Below are 20,953 nucleotides of genomic sequence, written 5' to 3' on the forward strand. Positions count from 1 at the left end.
GCGGTTGGATTGTGGGATAACCCTACTTCGGCGGTGCACCACCGGCCGGCGGCTCCGCTCCGGGAGCGCCCGGGGGCGCGGCAGCGGCGGGCGGCTTGGCGCCGGCGGGCAGGGGCTTGCCGATGTGAGGTGCCATGTCCGGCATCAAACGGATCGCCACCTGCTCCCAGGTGCCCCAGTTGTGGATGCCGATGTCGGGGAAGTCATAGCTCACGTTGGTGTAACCCAGTGCGGTGAGGCGCTTTTCGAAGGAACGGGTGTTGGCGAGGGCGATCGCTTCCAGCGGCATGCCCTGGGTGATCGCGTCGATGGACGACAGATCCTGATCGGCGGGCTTGGCGCTACCGGCGGAGATGTAGAGGCGGGTGTTGTTCGCGATCAGCTTCTCGGCGAAGCCGTAGGAGTCCATCCGCCGCCACTTCTCGCTACCCGCGGGCGCCATCGCCTCGATGTTGTACCCGCCGCTGGCGATCATGGCCGCACCGAGCGCCTCCCGCATACCGGGCATCGACATGTGCAGGTACCCCGACAGCGACCCCGCATAGCTGAACTGCTGCGGGTAGTAGGCCGCCATCAACAGCGCCGCACTGCCACCACTGGACAGCCCGAGCACACCATTGCGCGTGGAACTGAATCCCAACCGCGACTTCAAAGCCTCGGGCAGCGTCTTGGTGATGAAGGTTTCCCACTGGTAGGCGGTGGTTTTGCCCTGGGTATCCTCCCAGCCGCCGATGGCCGAACCGGAATCGGCACTCGGCAGCATCGACCCGTCGGGGTTCACCCCGTTGAAGCTGCTCGGCTGCTCCCAGTCGGCGTAGAAGCTGGACTGCCCGCCGACCGGCATCACCACATTGATATTGAACTTCGCCATCTGCGCCGGGATGGAGGTGTGCTTCTCCCAGCCGTTGAGGTCGTTCTCCGCGCGTTCACCGTCGAGCAGGTACACCACCCGGTCGGTGTTGCCGTCGGCCGCGCGCACGATGCGCGTGTTGATGGTGCCCATCGACGACTCGACCGCGAAGTCGATCGCGTTCGGATCGGCATCGGCACCCGCCGGAACCACCGTCCCGAACGGCAGCAACACCGCCGCCGTGACCCCGATCAGAGTCCGCCGGACCCGCCCGGATCGGCGCGCAGGCGCCCCTCCCCCGTTTACGCCACGCATGATCGACCTTTCGCTGACGCGGCCACGCCGCTCCCCACACGACCCGCCCCCACGGCGATGTCCTGCCGCGCAGCATAGCGCGCCCGGCTGCCACCGGCACATACCGAATTACGGTGCGACGCAGCCACCTTCACCGGCCTGGGCTTTCACCACGGCACCGGTGACGATCCGGGCGCTACGCTGGTGAGGAATTTCGTGCCGCGACCCCGGCGGCCCCTGCAGAACGGGACCCCGTGAAGCTCGCTGTACGCCTGATGTTCGTGCTGATCCCAGCCTTGCTGCTGGCCCTGCCCTGGTGGACCCTGGTCTGGGCACCCACCGGCGGTACCGGAACGCTGTTCTGGATCGGGACCGCCGTCGTCGCGGCCCTGTTCGCCTGCCTGCCGGTGGCGATGTTCCTCGGGCACGGCCCGGCCCAATCCGACCCGGCGGTGATCGTCGGCGATGCCCTGCTCGGGGTGTCCTGGGTGTTCTTCGCCTGGTCGGTCATCGGCGTGTTCGTCCGCGGCGCGCTGACGGTGATCGGTGTCGACGACCCCGCCCGCCCGGTCGCCGCCGGGGTGGCGATCACCGCGCTCGCCCTCACCGGCTGGGGCGTATACGAGGCACGCCGGGTGCCGCGCGTGCGCACAGTCGACGTGGCCATCCGCGGCCTCGCCCCCGGCCTCGACGGCCTGCGGATGGTTGTCGTCACCGACACCCACTACGCCGCGCTGAACCGCGTGCGCTGGTCGGAGAAGGTGGTCGACGTGGTGAACAGCCTCGAACCCGACATCGCCTGCCACGCCGGTGATCTCGCCGACGGCTCGGTCGAGAAACGCCAGACCCAGGTCGACCCGCTCGGCAAGGTCGTCGCACCGCTCGGCCGCTTCTACATCACCGGCAATCACGAGTACTTCGGCGACGCGCAGGGCTGGATCGACTACATGGCCGCCCTCGGCTGGCAGCCACTGCACAACGAACACCGCACCCTAACCCGCGACGGCGACCGCCTGGTCATCGCCGGAATCGACGACCCGACCGGGCGCGGACTCCCCGGTCACGGCCCCGACCTGCCCGCCGCCCTGACCGGCGCCGACCCCGACCTGCCGGTGGTGCTGCTCGCCCACCAACCCAAGCAGATCGCCGACGCCGTCGCGGCCGGGGTGGCACTGCAGATCTCCGGTCACACTCACGGCGGCCAGATCTGGCCGTTCCACTACCTGGTGCGACTGGACCAGCCGGTCGTGGCCGGGCTGAGCAGGCACGCGAACAACACCCAGCTCTACACCAGCCGTGGCACCGGGTTCTGGGGCCCGCCGCTGCGGGTGTTCGCGCCCAGCGAGATCACCGTCCTGGTGCTCCACCCGGAGCCCGCCTGAACTGTCAGCGATGCGGCTGGGTGACCTCGCTCGGCAGCGGACCGCTCATCGCCACACCGGACCCGGTCCAGCTGTAGGTGATCGCCGCCGGGCCACCCTGCGGCGCCGCGAACGGTTCGTCACCGACGAGCCACTTGTAATTCACGGTCACCGAGTTGCCACTCGCCCCGGCGACATAGGTGAAGGCGTAGGCCTCGGAAGTCGCTGTGCCCAAATACTTTCCGTCGTGGAAGAACATGATGTGAATCGGTGCACCCGCCGAATTCCCACCGACGGCGCGCACCCACAGCAGCTCACCACAGCTGCCCGGCCGGTCCTCCGAGGCCTGCGAGGCGGCCCAGCCGTCACCGAGCCCGGCGAGCGCGTTGCGCACACCGCTGGAGCCCGGGTCGACACACCGGTCCGGCCCGCTGATGTCGTCGGCGGGCGGCGTGACCGCCGGCGGCTCCGGATCCGAGGGCACCGGTGAGTCGATCACCGGCGGCACCTCAGCAGACGGCCTCCCCGGCGACGGTGTGCCCGGCGACGGTGAAATGGTCTGCTCCACAGGAGGTTCCACCGGAACCGAAGACGTGGCGGTCACCGAGGCCGTCTGGCGGACAGTGCCCCCGTCGTCCCCGGTGCAGCCCGCGACCATCCCCGCCGCCACCGCGATCAGCACACTCATCCGAACTGCGTTCTTCATGATTTCCTCGATTCCGAGTCCCCCGCACGCTGTCGGCGCGGACAACGACTCCATCGAGACTCTCGCCGACCCCGTTAGGCGAAAATGCGAATCCCAGCCCTAGGGTGCGAAATCCACACCCTCCGTCCCACCGGCTGTGACGTGCCGATTCGATATCCGCGCCGAGCAGCTCCCGGCGAGTGGTACCGAATGAAAGCATCGGCGCGCGATCGATGGCACTGTTACCGTGAAACGGGGGCATTCGTACCGAAAAGGCTTGCCCCGCAAGCAGTGTGATGTGCGAGCGATGAGGAGACCTGAATGGACGACGTGGCACTGGTACTGGACCCCGCAGGCGCGGATATCCAGGGAGAATCCGCGCGGATTCGGGCACGGGGGCCGGTGACGCTCGTCGAGCTGCCGGGTGCGGTGCGGGCGTGGTCGGTCACCGACGCCGCCACGCTGAAGAAGCTGCTGGCCGACCCACGGGTATCCAAGTCCGCCACCAAGCACTGGCCCGCGTTCGCCGCGGGCGAGGTGCCGCCGGACTGGCCGCTGTTCCTCTGGGTGGCCGTGAACAACATGTTCACCGCCTACGGCGCCGACCACACGCGCCTGCGCAAGCTGGTCGCACCCGCCTTCACCCATCGGCGCACGGTGGCGATGCGCCCCATGATCGAGAAGATCACCGCGGGTCTGCTCGACGAACTGGCCGCCGTCCCGGCAGGCGAGGTGATCGACCTGCGCGAACGCTTTGCCTACCCGCTGCCCATCCAGGTGATCTCCGAGCTGATGGGTGTGCCGGATTCGCTGCACGCGGGCCTGCGCAAGTGCGTCGACGGCATTTTCGACACCTCGCTGAGCCCGGAGGAGTCGCAGGCCAACTACATGAACATGTACGGCATCCTCGGCGAGTTGGTCGCCTACCGCCGCACCAACCCCGGCGACGACATGACCAGCCTGCTCATCACCCACCGCGACGAGGACGACGGCACCCAGCTCACCGAGCAGGAACTCGTCGACACCTTGCTGCTGGTGATCAGCGCGGGCCACGAAACCACCGTCAACCTGCTCGACCAGGCGGTGCACTCCCTGCTCACCCATCCCGAGCAGCTGGCGGCGGTCGGCGAGGGCAAGGCCACCTGGGCCGATGTGGTGGAGGAATCGCTGCGCTTCGAGGCGCCGGTCGCGCATCTGCCGCTGCGGTTCGCCGTCGAGGAGATCCAGCTCGAGGGCGTCACCATCGCGGCGGGCGACCCGATCCTCGCCTCCTACGCCGGGGCGAGCCGTGACCCGAACCTGCACGGCGACACCGCAGACGACTTCGATGTCACCCGGGTGAACAAGGAACACCTGGCCTTCGGCTACGGCGTGCACCGCTGCCTCGGCGCGCCGCTGGCCCGGCTCGAGGCCGAGATCGCCCTACCCGCCCTGTTCGCACGCTTTCCCGGAATCCGATTAGCCGGTGCCACAGAGGAATTCGGTTCGGTGGCCAGTTTCATCTCCAACGGCCACGCGACACTGCCGGTCCGCCTGAGCTGAGGTTCCCCCTTCTCCCATACCTAGATCTGCTAGGGTCATACCTAACGGTTCTAGGTATGGGAGTGCTGTGCGCATCGACAAAGACCTGGTAGCGGCTTCGGCGACGCCGCTCGTACTCGGGATCCTCGCCGACGGCGAGTCCTACGGCTACGCCATCCTCGAGCAGGTGAACACGCTGTCCAACGGCCGCATGCAGTGGACCGACGGCATGCTCTATCCCCTGCTGCACCGGTTGGAACGGCTCGGCTACGTGTCCTCGGCCTGGCGCGTGTCCGACAGCGGTCGCCGCCGCAAGCACTACCTCATCACCGACGCGGGCCGCGCCGCCCTCGCCGAACGCCGGGCGCAGTGGACCGTCGTGGCCGAAGCCCTCGACCAAGTCTGGCGCGGCATCAATCAGCCACCGGCCACGGCGCAGGGGTGGGCGTGATGGATGCCGAACTCGACGCCGCGGTGGACCTGTGGCGCGGTTATGTCCAACGGCACCGGGTGATTTCGGTGGCCGATGTAGACGAGATGGAAGACCATCTGCGCGAACAGGTCTCGACATTGCAGGACGCCGGTCTCAGCAGCGAGGAAGCGTTTCTCGTCGCGGTCAAGCGGATGGGCAATGTGGACTCGATTTCGCGCGAGTTCGCCCGTGAGCATTCCGACCGGTTGTGGAAACAGCTGGTGCTGATGCCCGAAGACGGTGGGCGCCAGAGCAATCGGGAGCTGATGATGGTGATCGCCATCGCGCTCGCCGCGGGCCTGGCGGTGAAGATCGGGATCACGTTCCTGCACGAGGAGACGCTCGGGCTCAATGTGAGCCTTCTCGTCCTGCCTTTCCTCACCGGGTATTTCGCCTGGAAGCGGCAGGTGAGCGCGGCTGTCGCCCTCACCTTGATCGTGCCGTTCGTGCTGGCGGCGCTCGTATTGAATCTGTACCCGTTCGAGGACGGCGGTTCGACGGTGGTGCTGGCGGGCATCCACGCTCCGATCGCGCTGTGGCTGGTGGTCGGTCTCGCGTATGCCGGGGGTGACTGGCGCTCGGACCGTCCGCGCATGGATTTCATCCGGTTCACCGGCGAATGGTTCGTCTATCTGACGCTGCTCGCCCTCGGTGGTGGCGTGCTGATGGGCCTCACGGCCGCCGCGTTCGATGCCCTCGATTTCGATATCGAACCGGTCATCACCCGCTGGATCATGCCGTTCGGCGCGGCCGGTGCGGTGATCGTGGCGGCATGGCTGGTCGAGGCCAAACAGAACGTGATCGAGAACATCGCCCCCGTGCTCACCAGGGTGTTCACGCCACTCACCATCCTGATGCTGCTCGCCCTGCTCGGCGCCTTCGCCACCACCCGCAGCTTCACCGGCATCGACCGGGACCTGCTGATCCAGATGGACCTCATCCTGGTCCTCGTGCTCGGCCTGCTGCTCTACACGATCTCGGCCCGCGACCCGCTGGCACCGCCGGCCTTCTTCGACCGGGTCCAGCTGGTCCTGGTACTGAGTGCCCTGATCGTCGACCTGATGATGCTGACGGTCATGGCCACCCGGATCGCCGAATTCGGTTCCAGCCCTAATAAAATCGTCGCGCTCGGCATGAATGTCGTGCTGCTGGTGAACCTGGCCTGGTCGGCCCACCTGAGTCTGCGATTCCTGCGCGGCCGAACCCCTTTCACCGCGCTGGAACACTGGCAGACCCGTTACCTCCCGATCTACGGCGCCTGGGCGGCGGTGGTCGTGGTCGTGATCGGGCCGCTGTTCGCCTTCGCCTGAAGGTTTTCGCAAGAAATTCGCTGGACCGGCCGTGACAGGATCGGTCTGTGCTGTTGACGATCTCCACGACCCACTCCCCGGCGACCGATCTCGGGTACTTGCTGGTCAAACACCCCGACCGGGTGCAGTCGTTCGCGACGACCGGCGGCACGGCGCATGTGTTCTACCCCCACGCCGACACCGAACGGTGCACGGTGGCGCTGCTGCTCGAGATCGACCCCGTGGAACTGGCCAGGCCGGCGAAGGGCCGGCACAGCTCGGCGCTGGGACGCTACGTCAACGACCGGCCGTATGTGGCGTCGAGCCTGCTGTCGGTGGCGCTGGGCAAGGTGTTCCGGTCGGCGCTCAACGGCACCAGCCGGGACCGGGCCGAGCTGGCGGGCACGGCGATCCCGCTGGAGATCGAGGTGCCCGCGGTGCCGTGCCGGGGTGGGAGCGAGATCGTCGAGCGGCTGTTCGCGCCGCTGGGCTGGCAGGTATCGACCACCACCGAACCACTCGACCCACAGTTCCCGGAGTGGGGCGACTCGCCCTACACCCGGCTGCGGCTCACCGGGACCGTGCGCCTGGCCGAGGCGCTGAACCACCTGTACGTGCTGCTGCCGGTGCTCGACGACGCCAAGCACTACTGGGTCGACGCCGACGAAGTCGACAAGCTGCTGCGCGCCGGTTCCGGATGGCTCGGCGCCCACCCCGACCGCGAACTGATCGCCCGGCGCTACCTGGCCGGACGGCACTCGCTCACCCAGTCCGCGCTTGAACGCCTGCGCGCCGCCGACGACCAGCTCGAGCCCGAAACCACCGAGGACCCGGTCGAACTCGTGGAGGCCACCGAGCGCAGGACACCGCTGGTGAAGTTGCGCCGCGACGCGGTGCTCGCCGCACTGGCCGAAATCGGCGCCACCCGCGTCCTCGACCTAGGTTGCGGGCCGGGCACTCTGCTCCTCGCACTGCACGCCGACCAGCGATTCACCGAGATCGTCGGCGCCGACGTGTCCAGCGGTGCGCTGGCAATCGCCGAGCGGCGCTTGAAATTCCACCGCATGCCCGACCGGCAGCGGGCCAGGATCACCCTCGTCCAGTCGGCGCTGACCTACCACGACGACCGGCTGCGCGGCTTCGACGCGGCCGTGCTGATGGAGGTGATCGAACACGTCGACGAGAGCCGGTTGCCCGCCCTCGAGCGCGCCGTCTTCGGGCACGCCGCGCCCGGCGCGGTCATCGTGACCACGCCGAACGTCGAGTACAACGTGCACTACGAAACTCTCGACGGTCACCGTCACGACGATCACCGATTCGAATGGACCCGTGCGCAATTCGCCGACTGGGCCGCCCGCGTGGCCGATACCTTCGGCTACACCGTCGACATCCGTCCCGTCGGCGAGCACGACTCGCGCACCGGCTCCCCCACCCAGCTCGCTCTCTTCCGTAAGGCCGCCTGATGAACATCGACCTTCCCGAGCTGTCGCTCGTCGCTCTCGTCGGCATCTCCGGCTCCGGCAAGTCCACCTTCGCCCGCGCACACTTCAAGCCGACCGAGGTGCTGTCCTCGGACTTCTTCCGCGGCCTGGTTGCCGACGACGAAAACGACCAGACCGCGACGAAGGACGCCTTCGACGCACTGGGGCACGTCGCGGGGATCCGCTTGCGTGCCGGTCGACGCGTGGTCGTCGACGCCACCAACGTGCAGAAGCACGCCCGCGCCGAGTTGGTCGCGCTGGCACGGTCTTTCGATGTACTCCCGGTCGCGATCGTGCTCGACACACCGGAAGCCGTTGCGTGGGAGCGGACTCGGACCCGCACGGACCGCACCTTCGAACGGCATGTCCTGCGGCGGCAGAGCCAGGAGCTGCGGCGGTCGCTGCGGCAGCTCGGACGCGAGGGGTTCCGCAAGGTCTATGTGGTGAGCGACCCGGCCGATGTCACGATCTCCTACGAGCGGGCCTGGAACGACCGGCGCGAACTCACCGGACCGTTCGACATCATCGGCGACGTGCACGGGTGCCACGCCGAATTGGAGTCCCTGCTCACCGAACTCGGCTGGGTGTTGGTGCGCGACGAGGCGGGCCGGCCGGTCGATGCGACTCACCCGGACGGGCGCCAGGCCGTGTTCGTCGGCGATCTCGTGGATCGGGGACCGGATTCACCGGGAGTGCTGCGGCTGGTGATGGGCATGACCGACAGCGGCCACGCGCTGTGTGTGCCTGGCAATCACGAGCAGAAGCTGCTGCGCAAATTGCGTGGCAGGCAGGTGACGGTGTCGCACGGACTGGCCGAGACGCTCGAGCAGTTGGAGTCGGAGACACCGGAGTTCGTCGACGAGGCGGCGCGGTGGATCGACAAGCTCGTCAGCCACCTGCGGCTCGACGGTGGGCGGCTCGTCGTCGCGCACGCGGGACTCAAGGAGGAATACCACGGACGCGCCTCCGGGCGGGTACGCGACTTCTGCCTCTACGGCGAATCCACCGGGGAGACAGACGAATACGGTCTTCCGGTGCGTTATCCGTGGGCGCGTGACTATCGCGGCTCGGCGATGGTGGTGTACGGGCACGTGCCGACACCGAAAGTGGAGTGGGTCAACAACACCGTGTGCCTCGACACCGGTGCCGTCTTCGGTGGTGAGCTGACCGCGCTGCGCTACCCGGAGAAGACCTTCGTCGCGGTGCCCGCCGAACGGACGTACTACGAACCGGTGAAACCGCTTGTCGCCGAACCGGTTCGCGACAACGAGACGCTGAATCTCGCCGATGTCACCGGGCGCAGGCACGTGCGTACCGACGACGGCACCGTCATCGTCGACGCCGAGAGTTCGGCGGCCGCGCTCGAGGTGATGAGCCGGTTCGCCATCGATCCGCGTCTGCTGCTGTGGTTGCCGCCGACCATGTCGCCGCCGTCCACGTCGTCGGTGGAGGGGTATCTCGAATACCCGACCGAGGCGTTCGCCGACTACCGGGCGGCGGGCGTGGACACGGTGGTGTGCGAGGAGAAGCACATGGGTTCGCGTGCCGTCGTGCTTGTCTGCCGCGACCAGGCCGCTGCCACAACACGTTTCGGCGTCTCCGACGGCAGCTCCGGTGCGGTCTACACCCGCACCGGCCGATCCTTCTTCAGCGACGCCGCCCTCACCGAAACACTGCTCGCCCGGGTACGGGCCGCCGCCGGGACACTGTTCGACGAACTCGACACCGATTGGCTACTGCTCGACTGCGAACTGCTGCCGTGGTCGGCCAAGGCGGGCGGGCTGATCCGCACCCAGTACGCCGCGGCCGGTGCGGCCGCACGCTCCGCCCTGCCCGTGGCACTGGCCGCATTGGCAGCGGGCGTCGACCGCGGTCTCGACCTCACCGCCCTGCGTGCTCGCACCGCCGCCCGCGCCGCGAACGCCGACGACTTCACCACCGCCTACCGCCGATACTGCTGGCCCACAAACGATCTCGACGGCGTGTCGCTGGCACCGTTCGCCCTGCTCGCCGCCGAAGGCACCACCTTCGCCGACCGCGACCACGGCTGGCACCTCGACATCTGCGACCGCCTGGTCACCGCCGACCCCACCACGTTCCGATCCACCGACCGACGCGTGGTCGACCTGTCGGACCCGTCCGCCGAAGCCGAGGCCACCACCTGGTGGCTCGACCTCACAGGCGCGGGTGGCGAGGGAATGGTCATCAAGCCCTACGCGGGCCTGTCCACCCGCACCAAGGGCAAACTCGTCCAGCCGGGCATCAAATGCCGAGGCCGCGAATACCTCCGCATCATCTACGGCCCGGACTACACGGCCCCCGAACACCTCACCCGCCTACGAGACCGCAACCTCAACCGCAAACGCGGCCTGGCCCTCCGCGAACACAGCCTCGGCCTCACCGCCCTGAACGCCCTCGCCGCCGGCGAGCCGTTGTGGCGGATCCACGAGCTGGTCTTCGCGGTCCTCGCCATGGAATCCACCCCGACCGACCCACGTCTGTGACCCACACAGAGGCCGCCTTTACCCAAGCCGACGGCAGCTAAACGCTGAAATCCTGTTATCCGCGTAACATCGCGGCCTGCAGTAGAGATCTCCTACCGACTGGCAGCAATCCTGGAGATCTCGCTGGAGAGGAACCCACTTGACCAACCCGCCGTACCCACAGCAGCCTTACCCACAGCAGCCCTACGGCGGGCGCCCCGGGTATCCCTACCCTCCTCGGCCGCCCAAGAGCAATGCGAACACGATCATTCTGGCCGTCGTGGGTGGCTTTCTCGCACTCTGCGGATTCGGCGGATGCGTGGCTGTGTTGTCCGACGACAGCGACAACAGCAAGACCGCCGCGACGTTCACCACTGCCGTGGGCAAACCCACCGCCCCGGCCAAACCGGCTGCGCCGGCACCTACCGAGGAAGGGCCGGCGCCGGCCGGTACGCCTGTTCGCGACGGCAAGTTCGACTTCACGGTGACTGCGGTAGACCCACCGGTGAAGGTCATCGGGGACAATCCCTATCTGCAGAAGACTGCGCAGGGTGAGTACATCGCGGTACACCTCACCGTCACCAATATCGGCGGTAAGCCTCAGTCCTACTTCGCGAGCAACCAGAAGCTGTTCGATGATCAGGGCCGAGAGTTCGAGAACGACACGATGGCCGGAATCAACGTCAACGACGACAGCGCCATGATGTCGGACATCAATCCGGGAAATTCGGTCGACGTGGTCGTCGTCTTCGATGTGCCGGCGGGGACAGTTCCCGCCTCGCTCGAACTCCACGACTCCATGTTCTCGGGTGGCGCCCAGGTCGCGCTTCGCTGAACACTCGGGCCCATGCGTCGCCTCATGCCGTCGCATGGGCTTCGGATCGACCAACGGGGATGGGTTGGGCAGCAGTTCTGTGGCAGGGTCGCAGGTGCATCCGCGGAGTCGCCGTGGGTGCGGCAGAACTGTTGAGAGATCAGAGAATTGACTGAGTTGGATCTGTTCCCGTTGCCCTTTCGTGCCGCCCATGTGGCGTGTGTCGCGCCCGTTCGGACGGTGCGGGAGCTCGAGATGATGCGGTTGAGTGCGAGTATCCGGGCCAAGCCGGAGTGGTTTCGCAAGCGCGAGGATGCCGAGGTCGTGGCGCGGTGGTCGCGGGAGGCGGCCGAGCAGGGGATGACGCAGGCTCAGATCCGCTATGTGCTCGACGAATTGGGGTACTACGCCGAGCTTCGTGATGCGGAGCGCGGGATCGAGGTGTCGGCTGTCGACGGGGTGTGGCAGTCGGACTCGGTGGTCGACGAGGATCTGCGTAAGCGGTTGGCCGAGGCGGTGCGCGTACTGGAGGAAGTGCCGGCTGCGGAACTGGATTGGCATCCGGGATCCGACGGGCAGGTGCTCGATCTGGTGCATCCCTCGATGTACTGCCTGGTGCGTGGCGTGAGCTTGCCCGAGGACGCACCATGGCCCACTCCGGAGAAGAACGCCGAGTCGGCCTCGCATTCGAAGAAGTTCCAGTGGTTGCCCACCGATGTCGAGGTCGGCGCCGACGGTTCCGTGGCGTTCCTTTCTTACGTGAACAACGTCGACCCCGACCGCCATCAGGACCTCGCCGCCGTCCTGCCCGAGCTCTTCGGCCGGACACTCCCCCTGCTGGAGAACGTGCTCACCGATCTGCGCGCCCCGAAACGAGTGCGCATCGTCGCCGACCCGTTCGGCTGGTACGAGGACACCGAACCGCAACCCCCGGAGGACGACGACGAGGCGGCCGAGGAAGCCTACGAGGAAGCCATGGAGAAGTGGTGGGAGGAACGTCAGCCCGCCATCCCGGACGCGCCCGAGTTCCAGCCGCCCGAGCGGGACGACACTCACACCGTCACGCTCAGCGGCCGCCGGCTGCAGGTGATCGTCAAACTGGCCAACATCCACCTCACTCCGGACAAACCCGAATATCCCGGTGGTTCATGGCATGTCGAGGCCATGCTGAACGAACGCATCGTCGCCACCGCCATCTACTACTGGGACAGCGACAACATCACCGAAAGCCTGCTCGGTTTCCGCACCGCCATCGACGAGCCGTACTACGAGCAGAACGACCGCACCGGAGTCCGCGAGGTCTACGGTCTCGACGACGAGGACGCGCTCAACCAGGAACTGGGCTCGGTCCGCACCACGACCGGCCGCTGCGTGGCCTTTCCGAACATCTACCAGCACCGCGTCGCCCCGTTCCGGCTCGACGATCCGACCCGAAACGGTCACCGAAAGATCGTGGCCTTCTTCCTGGTTGACCCGTCGGTCACCATCACCTCGACCGCCGACATCCCGCCGCAGCAGCCGTGGTCACCCACCTCGACGATGACCAGGGCCCAGGCCGAGGAATTCCGTGAACAACTGATGCACGAACGCAAGTTCTTCGTCGACGAACACAACGAGGAATACTTCGAGCGGGAGTTCTACCTCTGCGAGCACTGACCTACTTCGCGTGGCGGCCGACCTCGTCCAGGTGCGTCAGTGCTTGCCGGTAGGACTCGAAAAGACTTGTCTCGCAGTACGGCACGCCGATCTCGTCGCAGAAGCCCGCGACGATCGGCTGTGCGTGCCGCAGGTTGGCGCGCGGCATCGACGGGAACAGGTGATGTTCGATCTGGTAGTTCAGGCCGCCCATCGCCAGGTCGACGAGGAAGCTGCCGCGCACATTGCGTGAAGTGAGGACCTGACGACGGAGGAAGTCGGTGTTGTCACCCTCGGGCAGGACTTCCATGCCCTTGTGGTTGGGCGCGAACGTCGAACCCATGTACAGCCCGAACAGGCCCTGCTGGACGGCGATGAACACCAGTGCTTTGCCCGGCGACAGCACCAGGAACGCCGCCGACAGCAGACCGATGAAGTGGGCTGCGAGCAGTGCACCCTCCCAGACGCGGTTCGCGATCGGCCAGCGGAACACTGCGACGATGCTCTTCCAGTGCAGGCTGCCGCCTTCGAGCAGCAGCAACGGGAAGAACAGCCACCCCTGGTAGCGGAAGATGAAGCGGCGCCAGCCCTTTCCGGTCCGCGCGCGCTCGCCGGAGAACGCCAGCACTCCCATCGCGTCCGGGTCCATGCCCTCGGTATTGGGGTGGGCGTGATGGCGGGCGTGATTGCTGGTCCACCAGCCGATACTCAACCCGATCGCCAGATTGCCCGCGATCAGGCCATACAGGTAGTTGGCCTTGCGGCCCGCGAAGATCTGCTTGTGCCCGGCGTCGTGGCCGAGGAAGGCGATCTGCGAGAACACCATCGCGAGGAACGCCGCCACGAGCAGCGTCCACCACGAGTCCCCGATGACGAAAAATGCCGCCCAACCAGCGACGAAAGCCGCCGCGGTGAGGGCACTCTTCCACCCGTAATACCGCAACCGCCGGTCCAAGAGGTTCGCCTCCCGGACACGACGCAACAGGACCGAGAACTCACTGCCACGCACGGGGACGACATCTGACGCTATAACCACCGCACAAGCATGGCGCATGGAGGCCACAGCCGGGTGAACGGGTTGCAGATCGATGACGACCGATTGCCTCAGCGCCGCCAGAAGAAGTGGTGGACGACCCCGCTGGGGCTGGGGACTTCTTCGTGCTGGAAGCGGTCCGCCAGTTCGGCCGGGCTCTCCCACAGCCGCTCCCCCGCGCCCAGCTCCACCGGGGCGACCGCGATGTGCAGTTGATCGATGAGGTCGGCGTCGAGGAATTCCCGGACCGTCGCCACGCCGCCGCCGATGCGCACATCCTTGCCGTCGGCGGCGTCGAGGGCCCGTGCCAACGCCTCTTTCGGCGAGGCGTTCAGGAAGTGGAAGGTGGTGTCGGACAACGTGAACGAAGGGCGTTCATGGTGAGTGAGCACGAAAACCGGTGTGCGGAAAGGCGGTTCGTCACCCCACCAGCCCTGCCAGTCGTAGTTCTCCCACGGACCGCGCTGCGGACCGAACTTGTTGCGGCCCATGATCTCCGCGCCGATATTGCGGGCGTAGTCGCGGGTGATGTAGTCGTCGAGGCCGTAGCTGCCGCCCGGCGCGGTCCGGCCGGGCCAGTGCGCGGTGGCGCCCGCCCAGGACATGAAGTCCCCCGGGTCGGCGTGGCCGAACGGCCGCTCGCGGCTCTGCCCCTCACCTGCCCCGTACCCGTCGGTGGAAATGCTGAAGTTCTGCACCCGGACCAGCTGTGCCATGGCGGCACCCCTTTCTGATTGCGATCTGCAAGCAGTTGCGACGGTAACCTAAACTGATCCTGTGATGCAACCAGTTTCGAAGAACAAGCTGCCGGTGCCGCCCGGCAAATCCGGATGCCCGATCAACCGGAGCGTCGAATTGCTCGGCGACCGCTGGAGCATGATCGTGCTGCGCGACATGATGTTCGGCGGGCACACGCACTTCCGGGAGCTGCTCACCGGCTCGATCGAAGGGATCGCATCGAACGTCCTGGCGGCGCGGCTGGCGAAGCTGGTTTCGGCCGGGTTGCTCACCCGCCACGACGATCCGTCGCACCGACAGAAGGTGGAATACCGGCTCACCGAGGCCGCGATCGATCTCGTCCCGGTGTTGGCTCAGCTAGGCGCCTGGGGCGCGCGCTGGCTCGAGGCCACACCGGAGCTGACCGTGCGCGCGGAACTTCTCGCCGCGGGCGGACCACCGCTGTGGGAGCGATTCATGGCAGAGCTGCGCGCCACGCACCTCGAGGGCGCACCCACCCCGCGCGACGGCGTCCTGGCCGAGCTCACCGCCGCCTACGAGGCAGCCAAGTCCTGACCCCCCGCAGCCGGGGCTCCCGATGGCGCGCGACCCGAGCGAATCCCGATTCGGGCGGCGCTCGCTACCCGTCGTGTCAGACGGACTCGTCGACGAGGTGGGCGTTCCACACCGCCGCGGCTTGTTCGTGGGAGTCGACACCGGCGAAGAAGGCGTCGGCGATCGCATCGTAGTCCGGCTCCTCGAAACCGCTCGTGCCGACGAACTTCGGCCGGTACACAGCGAAACCCAGCTCGCTCGCGTGCGGCCGATACGGGACAGCCATCTTGATCGACCGTCGCTGCGGCCCGTAGTCGATCGCCTCGATGACGAGCGCATCCGTCCGCCCGTTCGGCAACCGCAGGAATGCGTCGACGACGAGCGCGGCATACGCCCACTCGGGACGCCCCTCCTGCAACTGCGCAGCCCCCATCTGCGCGGCGTCGGCGACATCGTCGGCCTGGAAACGCACCAGTCCCTCAGCCCCGTCCGTTCTGGCATAACCGATCAACGGAATCAATAACGAAGAGTCGCTGACGCTCCAGATCCCGTGTGCTCCAGCGAAACCTGCGACCTTCGCGAATTCGTACACACCGACGAGCCTAGCGCCGGTCAACGATCAGGGGTTGTTCCAGCGACGCGAAGGGGATTGTCGCCTCAACCGGTTCGTCGAGGAGGAGCACTCCGGAACCCGTAGGTCGCCCCGCCCGGCCCATTCTCGATTGACAGAGCCCGTCGAGCCGACGAAGACTGATCCGCTGGCTGACGCGGACGACCACGTTCAAGGGGTGCATCGGATGGACGGAACAGTGATCATTCTGACCGGCCCGCCGGGAGCAGGGAAAAGCACGGTCGCAGATGCGTTCGCCCGAAAGCTCGAGCGGGGCGTGCACCTACATACCGACGACTTCTGGCATTACATAGTCGCCGGAGCGATCCCGCCCTACGAACCGGCATCAGCTCGCCAAAACCAGACCGTCATGAACGTCATCGCCGGAGCGGCCTTCACCTATGCGGCAGGCGGATTCACGACAGTGCTCGATGGCATCGTCGGGCCGTGGATGCTCCACCACTTCCGCGACCACACGCCCGGTATCGCCCTCCACTACGTCGTACTGCGGCCCGGCCGCGACATCACACTGTCGCGAGCCAAGGCGCGAACGGCGCCCCAAGCCCTCGTCGACGAGCAGCCGATTGCCACGATGTGGGACCAATTCGCTTCCTTGGGCGACTACGAGCCGCATGTGCTCGACACGTCGACAGACGATGCGCACCGAACCATCGAACGCGTCACCGACGCCGTCACCTCCAACAGGTTTCGCCTCCACCTTTAGCGCAGGCAACGCCGCCCGGAGCGTTGAGACCACCTCAGCCGAGGCCGTCCGGAACGATGCGAAGTTTTTGCGCGATGCGGGCGAGGGCTTTCTGATCACTCGTGCTGAGCGAGTCGAGGACGGTGCGGCGCACTGAACGCAGGTGTGTCGGAGCTGCCAGACGCACGATGCCCAGGCCTGCGTCGGTGAGTTGGGCGAGGGTGTAGCGACCGTCTGTCGGGTCGGGTGCTCGGACGATCCAACCGCGCTGTTCACAGCGCTTGGTGACGTTGGACAGGCGCGACAGCGACCCGCTGGCGAGGACGGCGAGTTCCCCCATGCGCAGCTTGCGTTGCGGCGCTTCGGAGAGGTGACTGAGCACGAGGTACTCGAACAGCGTGAGGTCGTGCTCTTGCCGCAGCGGTGATTCCAGCTTCCCGGGAAGCAGTAGGACCAGGGAGATCAGCCCGGTCCACGCAGCCTTCTCGTGCTCATCGAGCCAGTGATCTTCCTGGTCGCCCATGCGTGTCTCCGTGCTGCTCAGGAGGTCTGTTGCCGGCGGACTCGAGCCGGCAATGACTTCAAGGTTGAATTATTGACTGCGCAGGGTTAGTTTACGTGTGAAGTCATACGTCGCGGTACGCCCCTCCACACGAATGAGAGCATCATGAGCACCGTTACCTTCGGCATCAGTCCCGGCGCAGGCGAGAAGCTGCACCAAGCGCTCGGCTACAGCAGCGCCGTCCGGGTCGACGACCGGGTGGAGACCTCTGGTCAGGCCGGGGTGAATGACGAGCTGATCGTTCCCGACTCGCTGGAGGACGAGATCATCCAGGCTTTCGACAACGTGGAGCGAACGCTCGCCACCGTTGGCGCCACCTGGAAGGACGTCATTCACGTCAACTCCTACCACAAGGTCGAAGCGGGAAGCGGCGTCATCGGAGACGACCACAACGAGGTGATGGCCGAGCAGTTCCGTCGGCGCCTCGGCGGCCGCGCGCCGATCTGGACCGAGACCGGGGTGACCGCGCTCGGTCTCGCCGCCATGCGCGTGGAGATTCGAGTCACCGCCATCGTCGGTTCCGGAAACTGAACGCCGCATCCAGCGACCGAAAGCAGCGCCTCACTCGCGAGTACTACCGAGGACGCTCCCACGGAGTGATGTGGCGCGGCTCGGCTCGTTCGTAATCTCGCCGTACTGACCAACGGCGAGAGGACATTTGATGATCATCCCCACCGAGCGGAGATCGCCGATGCAGCGGCTCCGGGTGCCGGTTCTGCTCGTCGGGGCGGTCGTGTTGCTGATCGCCGCGCGGGGCGTGGACGCGCTCGTTCCGGATGTGCCTGTGCTGCGGTTCTTCCTAGGAATCGGCGCGGCGGTCGGGGCGATCTTCGCTTTCAGGTGGCTTACCTGCCGTGTCGAGAAACGGTCGGAGGTCATGGAATTGGCTGCCGCTGGGCGGTGGCGGGGGCTCGGGCACGGTGTACTCATCGGAGCCGGGGCATTCCTCGCGACGATGCTGCTCGCGACCCTGTTCACCGACGCCGACATCACCAGTGGCTCATTCGGAGCCTGCCTGGGAGTGGCGGGCTCGATGGCTTCGGTGGCGGTCACCGAGGAGCTGCTGTTCCGTGGCGTGGTGCATCGCATCCTGGAAGAACGGACCGGCAGCATCGTCGCGATCGCGGTCTCGTCACTGATCTTCGGCCTGACGCACTTGGTCAACAGCAATGCCACGCCGTGGGGTGCTCTGGCCATCGCGGTCGAAGGTGGTGCGCTGCTCGCCATCGCCTACACCGCCACGCGGTCGTTGTGGTTGCCGATCGGCCTGCATTTCGCCTGGAATTTCACGGAGTCCGGCGTGTTCGGCACTGCGGTATCCGGCGCCCACGGCGAATCCGGCCTGCTACGCACCGTCCTCTCCGGACCGGATGTGCTGACCGGTGGGACATTCGGTCCGGAGGCGAGTCTCTTCGCACTGCTGTGCTGTCTGGTCCCGGCGGTGTGGATGCTCCGCGGTGCGAAGCTCGTCACCCGGCGCTGACAGTTCACTTCCGGACCTCCCGCCTCCGGCCGAAATAGCCTCGGCGGCTGCGATTCTCGCTTTCGATGCACGAGTTAATGTTGCTGGAACAGCAAGTTTGCGTGCCAGATCGTGTCCGATCCGGAAACACTGAGAGGTGTCCCGTTCAAAGGGGTCTCGATGAGCGCCATCCATGCGGTCACCTCCTGGAACGGGACCGGGAGCGCCGTTCTCGGCGCCCCATGCCGCCGCGTCCCGCTCTCAGCATCCGCCGATTTCTCTGGACAGGAACACATGATCACCGCAATCCGGCCGTCACCGCACCGCTTCCGCCGAGCCGTACACGCGATGGTGACCGGCACGCTGGCTCTGCTGCTCACGGTCGGCACCGCCGCGTGCACCACGCCCATCTCTGCCGACATTCCCCCATACGCCCTTGCTACCTACAACGATCCGGAATTCGACAGGACCTTCCGGCACGAGTTCGCCGATATCGACGGGGTCCGGATGCACTACGTGACCGGTGGCAGCGGCACACCGGTGGTGCTGATCCACGGTTGGCCGCAGACCTGGTTCGGCTGGTGGCCGATCATGCCGGAGCTGGCCGAGAAGCACACCGTCTACGCTATCGACCTTCCCGGGCTGGGCGACAGCACCGGCTCACCGAGCGGCTACGACAAAGCCACCTTGGCCCGCTACGTGCACACCCTGATCGCCGATCGGCTCGGGGTGCGCGATGCCCGCGTCATCGGGCACGATTTCGGTGCCGCGGTGGCATTCCAGTACGCCACTCAGTTCCCCGCCGACATCGCACGTCTCGGCTACCTCGACCTGCCGCTACCCGGGCCCGCGATCGATGCGGCCACATACCGGTCGATGAGCTGGCATATCGCCTTCCATTCCCAACGGCGGGTCCCCGAGGCAGTCGTCGACGACGTCCGCGAATATCTGGCGCTGTTCTATCCGCAGGTCTCCTTCGGCGGATCAGCCTTCGGTGGCACCTCGGACCGATCCCCGTTCACCGACGCCGAGAGCGATGAGTACGCACGGACTTACGGCCAACCCGAAAAGCTGGCAGGCGGATTCGAGCTCTACCGTGCTCTCGACCAGGACGTCCGCGATGCCGTGGCAGCAGCACCGACACCGGTGCCCACTCTGCTGATGACCGCCCAGGGCCAGCTAGACCCCGTCCGGACGACCGCGGCCCCACGGATGACCAATATCGTGCGGGCAGTGGATGTGCCGAACGCGGGCCACTGGCTCATCGAGGAGAACCCTCAGTTCGTCACCTCCGAACTGCTGCGCTTCCTCGCCGGATGAGCTTGGCGGAACTCGTCGACAAGTGGTCTGGAGTACCGGGATCACGACAAAAACAGGTAAGGCCCGGTCGATGACCGGGCCTTACCTATTATTTCTGTGGAGCTAAGGGGACTCGAACCCCTGACCCCCACACTGCCAGTGTGGTGCGCTACCAGCTGCGCCATAGCCCCGTGTTCTGTTGTTTCAGCCGCTCTCGCTGCTGCCTGAATGAAGTTACACCATGGTTCTCCGGGAGAACAAATCGGCTGGTAGATGGCGAAAACGGGGCGATTCAGGAGTGGGTTCGGGGCTCAGGGAAGTGGGCGGGCGGCGCGGAGGGGGTCTAGGATGTGCGCAACCTCACGTGGGTCAGGGGGCGAGGGTGGTGACCCAGTTTTCGTCGCGCCAGTCGACGGTGGTTGTTCCGTCGTAGATCGTGGGGGTGGCGGATTTATTGCCGGTGCGGGCGTCGAGGTCGGCGAGGGCCGATTTCGCGGCGGCCGCGGCGGCGTCGCGCTGGGTGGCGTGGGTGATGCAGGCGGCGACGGATTCGGGGGCGCCCGATTCGGTGGCGAGGGCGGCCAGGGCGGGGTTGCTCAGGTCCTCGGCGCCCTCTTCGGGCTGGCGGTCCACGAACAGGGCCTTGTGGAACTTGCCGTAGGTGGGGCCCGAACCTGTTTGGGCGACACAGAGATTGGCCGCGATGGCGCGGGTGGAGTAGTCCTTGCTCTTGGACTGGTCGTCGAGGAACGCGACGAGGTGGTAGTTCACGGCGAGCTTGCCCTCGTCGATCTTCTGGGCGAGTTCCTGGCCGTAGCTGGTCTCCATCACCCCGCACGCGGGGCACAGCGGGTCTTCGAAGATGTCGATGGTTTTCGCGGCGTCGGGGCGGCCGAGCCGGATCACCCCTTCGGGCGTGGTGGTGACCTGCACCGCCGCCTCGCGCACAGCGCCGTAACCGTCGTTGCGGACGGATGGTGGTTCGGCGCTCCACTTGTAGACGGCGAACACGATCAGCCCGATCACGACGAGGGCCACCGCGCCCAGCGCGTAGGTGGTGTTGCTCGACACGGGACGTGGATTGTGCGAAGAACCGGCTGTGCTCACCCGTCCACTCTGCCTCGAGC

General features: G+C 66.6%; 20 protein-coding genes and 1 tRNA gene. 13 read left to right on the forward strand and 8 right to left on the reverse strand.

Annotated elements, in window-relative coordinates:
- Positions 1–22 precede the first annotated feature (22 nt).
- Entirely contained in the window at positions 23–1,165 is a 1,143-nt protein-coding gene (locus NCO8_RS06110; RefSeq protein ID WP_084456647.1) for an alpha/beta hydrolase, read from the reverse strand.
- A gap of 254 nt (positions 1,166–1,419) precedes the next feature.
- Here NCO8_RS06110 and NCO8_RS06115 point away from each other — a divergent pair, with 254 nt between their 5' ends.
- Positions 1,420–2,526: a metallophosphoesterase gene (locus NCO8_RS06115; protein ID WP_067637218.1), complete on the forward strand. Its 1,107-nt coding sequence runs from the start codon at positions 1,420–1,422 to the stop codon at positions 2,524–2,526.
- Positions 2,527–2,530: 4 nt separating this feature from the next.
- Here the strand turns inward: NCO8_RS06115 and NCO8_RS30475 are convergent, their stop codons facing one another.
- On the reverse strand, positions 2,531–3,211 hold the full coding sequence (locus tag NCO8_RS30475) for an LppP/LprE family lipoprotein (RefSeq protein WP_167353248.1): 681 nt from the start codon (positions 3,209–3,211) through the stop codon (positions 2,531–2,533).
- Positions 3,212–3,511: 300 nt separating this feature from the next.
- On the opposite strand from NCO8_RS30475, the gene NCO8_RS06130 reads away from it, so the two are divergent.
- The 7 genes from NCO8_RS06130 (at position 3,512) to NCO8_RS06160 (ending at position 12,906) form a co-directional block, all read left to right on the forward strand.
- A complete protein-coding gene (locus NCO8_RS06130) occupies positions 3,512–4,732 on the forward strand; it encodes a cytochrome P450 family protein (RefSeq protein WP_067637135.1) in 1,221 nt (406 codons plus the stop codon).
- 67 nt (positions 4,733–4,799) lie between these two features.
- On the forward strand, positions 4,800–5,162 hold the full coding sequence (locus NCO8_RS06135; RefSeq protein ID WP_067637138.1) for a PadR family transcriptional regulator: 363 nt from the start codon (positions 4,800–4,802) through the stop codon (positions 5,160–5,162).
- Positions 5,162–6,493: a permease prefix domain 1-containing protein gene (locus NCO8_RS06140; protein WP_067637220.1), complete on the forward strand. Its 1,332-nt coding sequence runs from the start codon at positions 5,162–5,164 to the stop codon at positions 6,491–6,493. Before NCO8_RS06135 ends, NCO8_RS06140 begins: the two co-directional genes overlap by 1 nt.
- 47 nt (positions 6,494–6,540) lie before the next feature.
- Positions 6,541–7,935 (forward strand): 3' terminal RNA ribose 2'-O-methyltransferase Hen1, encoded by a 1,395-nt coding sequence (locus NCO8_RS06145; RefSeq protein ID WP_067637140.1) that lies wholly within the window; start codon positions 6,541–6,543, stop codon positions 7,933–7,935.
- Entirely contained in the window at positions 7,932–10,457 is a 2,526-nt protein-coding gene (locus NCO8_RS06150; RefSeq protein WP_157104793.1) for a polynucleotide kinase-phosphatase, read from the forward strand. The genes NCO8_RS06145 and NCO8_RS06150 overlap by 4 nt, the downstream gene beginning before the upstream one ends.
- 298 nt (positions 10,458–10,755) lie before the next feature.
- Complete coding sequence (locus tag NCO8_RS06155; RefSeq protein WP_245655259.1) at positions 10,756–11,271, forward strand: DUF4352 domain-containing protein; 516 nt, start codon at positions 10,756–10,758, stop codon at positions 11,269–11,271.
- A gap of 147 nt (positions 11,272–11,418) precedes the next feature.
- Positions 11,419–12,906, forward strand: coding sequence for a DUF4246 domain-containing protein (locus tag NCO8_RS06160; RefSeq protein WP_067637145.1), 1,488 nt, complete (start codon positions 11,419–11,421; stop codon positions 12,904–12,906).
- 1 nt (position 12,907) lies between these two features.
- Here the strand turns inward: NCO8_RS06160 and NCO8_RS06165 are convergent, their stop codons facing one another.
- Positions 12,908–13,921, reverse strand: coding sequence for a fatty acid desaturase family protein (locus tag NCO8_RS06165; protein ID WP_245655260.1), 1,014 nt, complete (start codon positions 13,919–13,921; stop codon positions 12,908–12,910).
- Positions 13,922–13,989: 68 nt separating this feature from the next.
- Positions 13,990–14,634: a dihydrofolate reductase family protein gene (locus NCO8_RS06170; RefSeq protein ID WP_067637149.1), complete on the reverse strand. Its 645-nt coding sequence runs from the start codon at positions 14,632–14,634 to the stop codon at positions 13,990–13,992.
- 64 nt (positions 14,635–14,698) lie between these two features.
- On the opposite strand from NCO8_RS06170, the gene NCO8_RS06175 reads away from it, so the two are divergent.
- Complete coding sequence (locus NCO8_RS06175) at positions 14,699–15,211, forward strand: winged helix-turn-helix transcriptional regulator (protein ID WP_067637224.1); 513 nt, start codon at positions 14,699–14,701, stop codon at positions 15,209–15,211.
- A 76-nt stretch (positions 15,212–15,287) separates the two neighbouring features.
- Here the strand turns inward: NCO8_RS06175 and NCO8_RS06180 are convergent, their stop codons facing one another.
- The gene (locus NCO8_RS06180) at positions 15,288–15,710 is read right to left on the reverse strand and encodes a hypothetical protein (RefSeq protein ID WP_157104794.1); all 423 of its coding nucleotides are present in this window, start codon (positions 15,708–15,710) and stop codon (positions 15,288–15,290) included.
- Between the two features lie 289 nt (positions 15,711–15,999).
- Between NCO8_RS06180 and NCO8_RS06185 the strand changes: the two genes are divergently transcribed.
- Positions 16,000–16,524 (forward strand): AAA family ATPase, encoded by a 525-nt coding sequence (locus NCO8_RS06185; RefSeq protein WP_245655261.1) that lies wholly within the window; start codon positions 16,000–16,002, stop codon positions 16,522–16,524.
- A gap of 34 nt (positions 16,525–16,558) precedes the next feature.
- Here NCO8_RS06185 and NCO8_RS06190 read toward each other — a convergent pair whose 3' ends face one another.
- Entirely contained in the window at positions 16,559–17,026 is a 468-nt protein-coding gene (locus NCO8_RS06190; protein ID WP_067637155.1) for a MarR family winged helix-turn-helix transcriptional regulator, read from the reverse strand.
- Positions 17,027–17,170: 144 nt separating this feature from the next.
- On the opposite strand from NCO8_RS06190, the gene NCO8_RS06195 reads away from it, so the two are divergent.
- The 3 genes from NCO8_RS06195 to NCO8_RS06205 all read left to right on the forward strand — a co-directional run bounded on the left by NCO8_RS06195 (position 17,171) and on the right by NCO8_RS06205 (position 19,847).
- Positions 17,171–17,596: a Rid family hydrolase gene (locus NCO8_RS06195; protein ID WP_067637157.1), complete on the forward strand. Its 426-nt coding sequence runs from the start codon at positions 17,171–17,173 to the stop codon at positions 17,594–17,596.
- 130 nt (positions 17,597–17,726) lie between these two features.
- Positions 17,727–18,548 carry a CPBP family intramembrane glutamic endopeptidase gene (locus NCO8_RS06200; RefSeq protein ID WP_157104795.1) on the forward strand — a complete coding sequence of 274 codons (822 nt, stop codon included), beginning with the start codon at positions 17,727–17,729 and terminating at the stop codon, positions 18,546–18,548.
- 273 nt (positions 18,549–18,821) lie between these two features.
- On the forward strand, positions 18,822–19,847 hold the full coding sequence (locus tag NCO8_RS06205; protein ID WP_167353250.1) for an alpha/beta fold hydrolase: 1,026 nt from the start codon (positions 18,822–18,824) through the stop codon (positions 19,845–19,847).
- 97 nt (positions 19,848–19,944) lie between these two features.
- On the opposite strand, the gene NCO8_RS06210 is transcribed toward NCO8_RS06205, so the two are convergent.
- Together NCO8_RS06210 and NCO8_RS06215 are read right to left on the reverse strand one after the other, a co-directional pair.
- Positions 19,945–20,017 (reverse strand) — tRNA-Ala (locus tag NCO8_RS06210).
- 178 nt (positions 20,018–20,195) lie between these two features.
- Positions 20,196–20,933: a DsbA family protein gene (locus NCO8_RS06215; protein ID WP_067637159.1), complete on the reverse strand. Its 738-nt coding sequence runs from the start codon at positions 20,931–20,933 to the stop codon at positions 20,196–20,198.
- Between the last annotated feature and the right edge of the window lie 20 nt (positions 20,934–20,953).

Origin of the sequence: Nocardia coubleae NBRC 108252 (assembly GCF_001612805.1) — a bacterium.
Classification (GTDB): Bacteria; Actinomycetota; Actinomycetes; order Mycobacteriales; family Mycobacteriaceae; genus Nocardia; species Nocardia coubleae.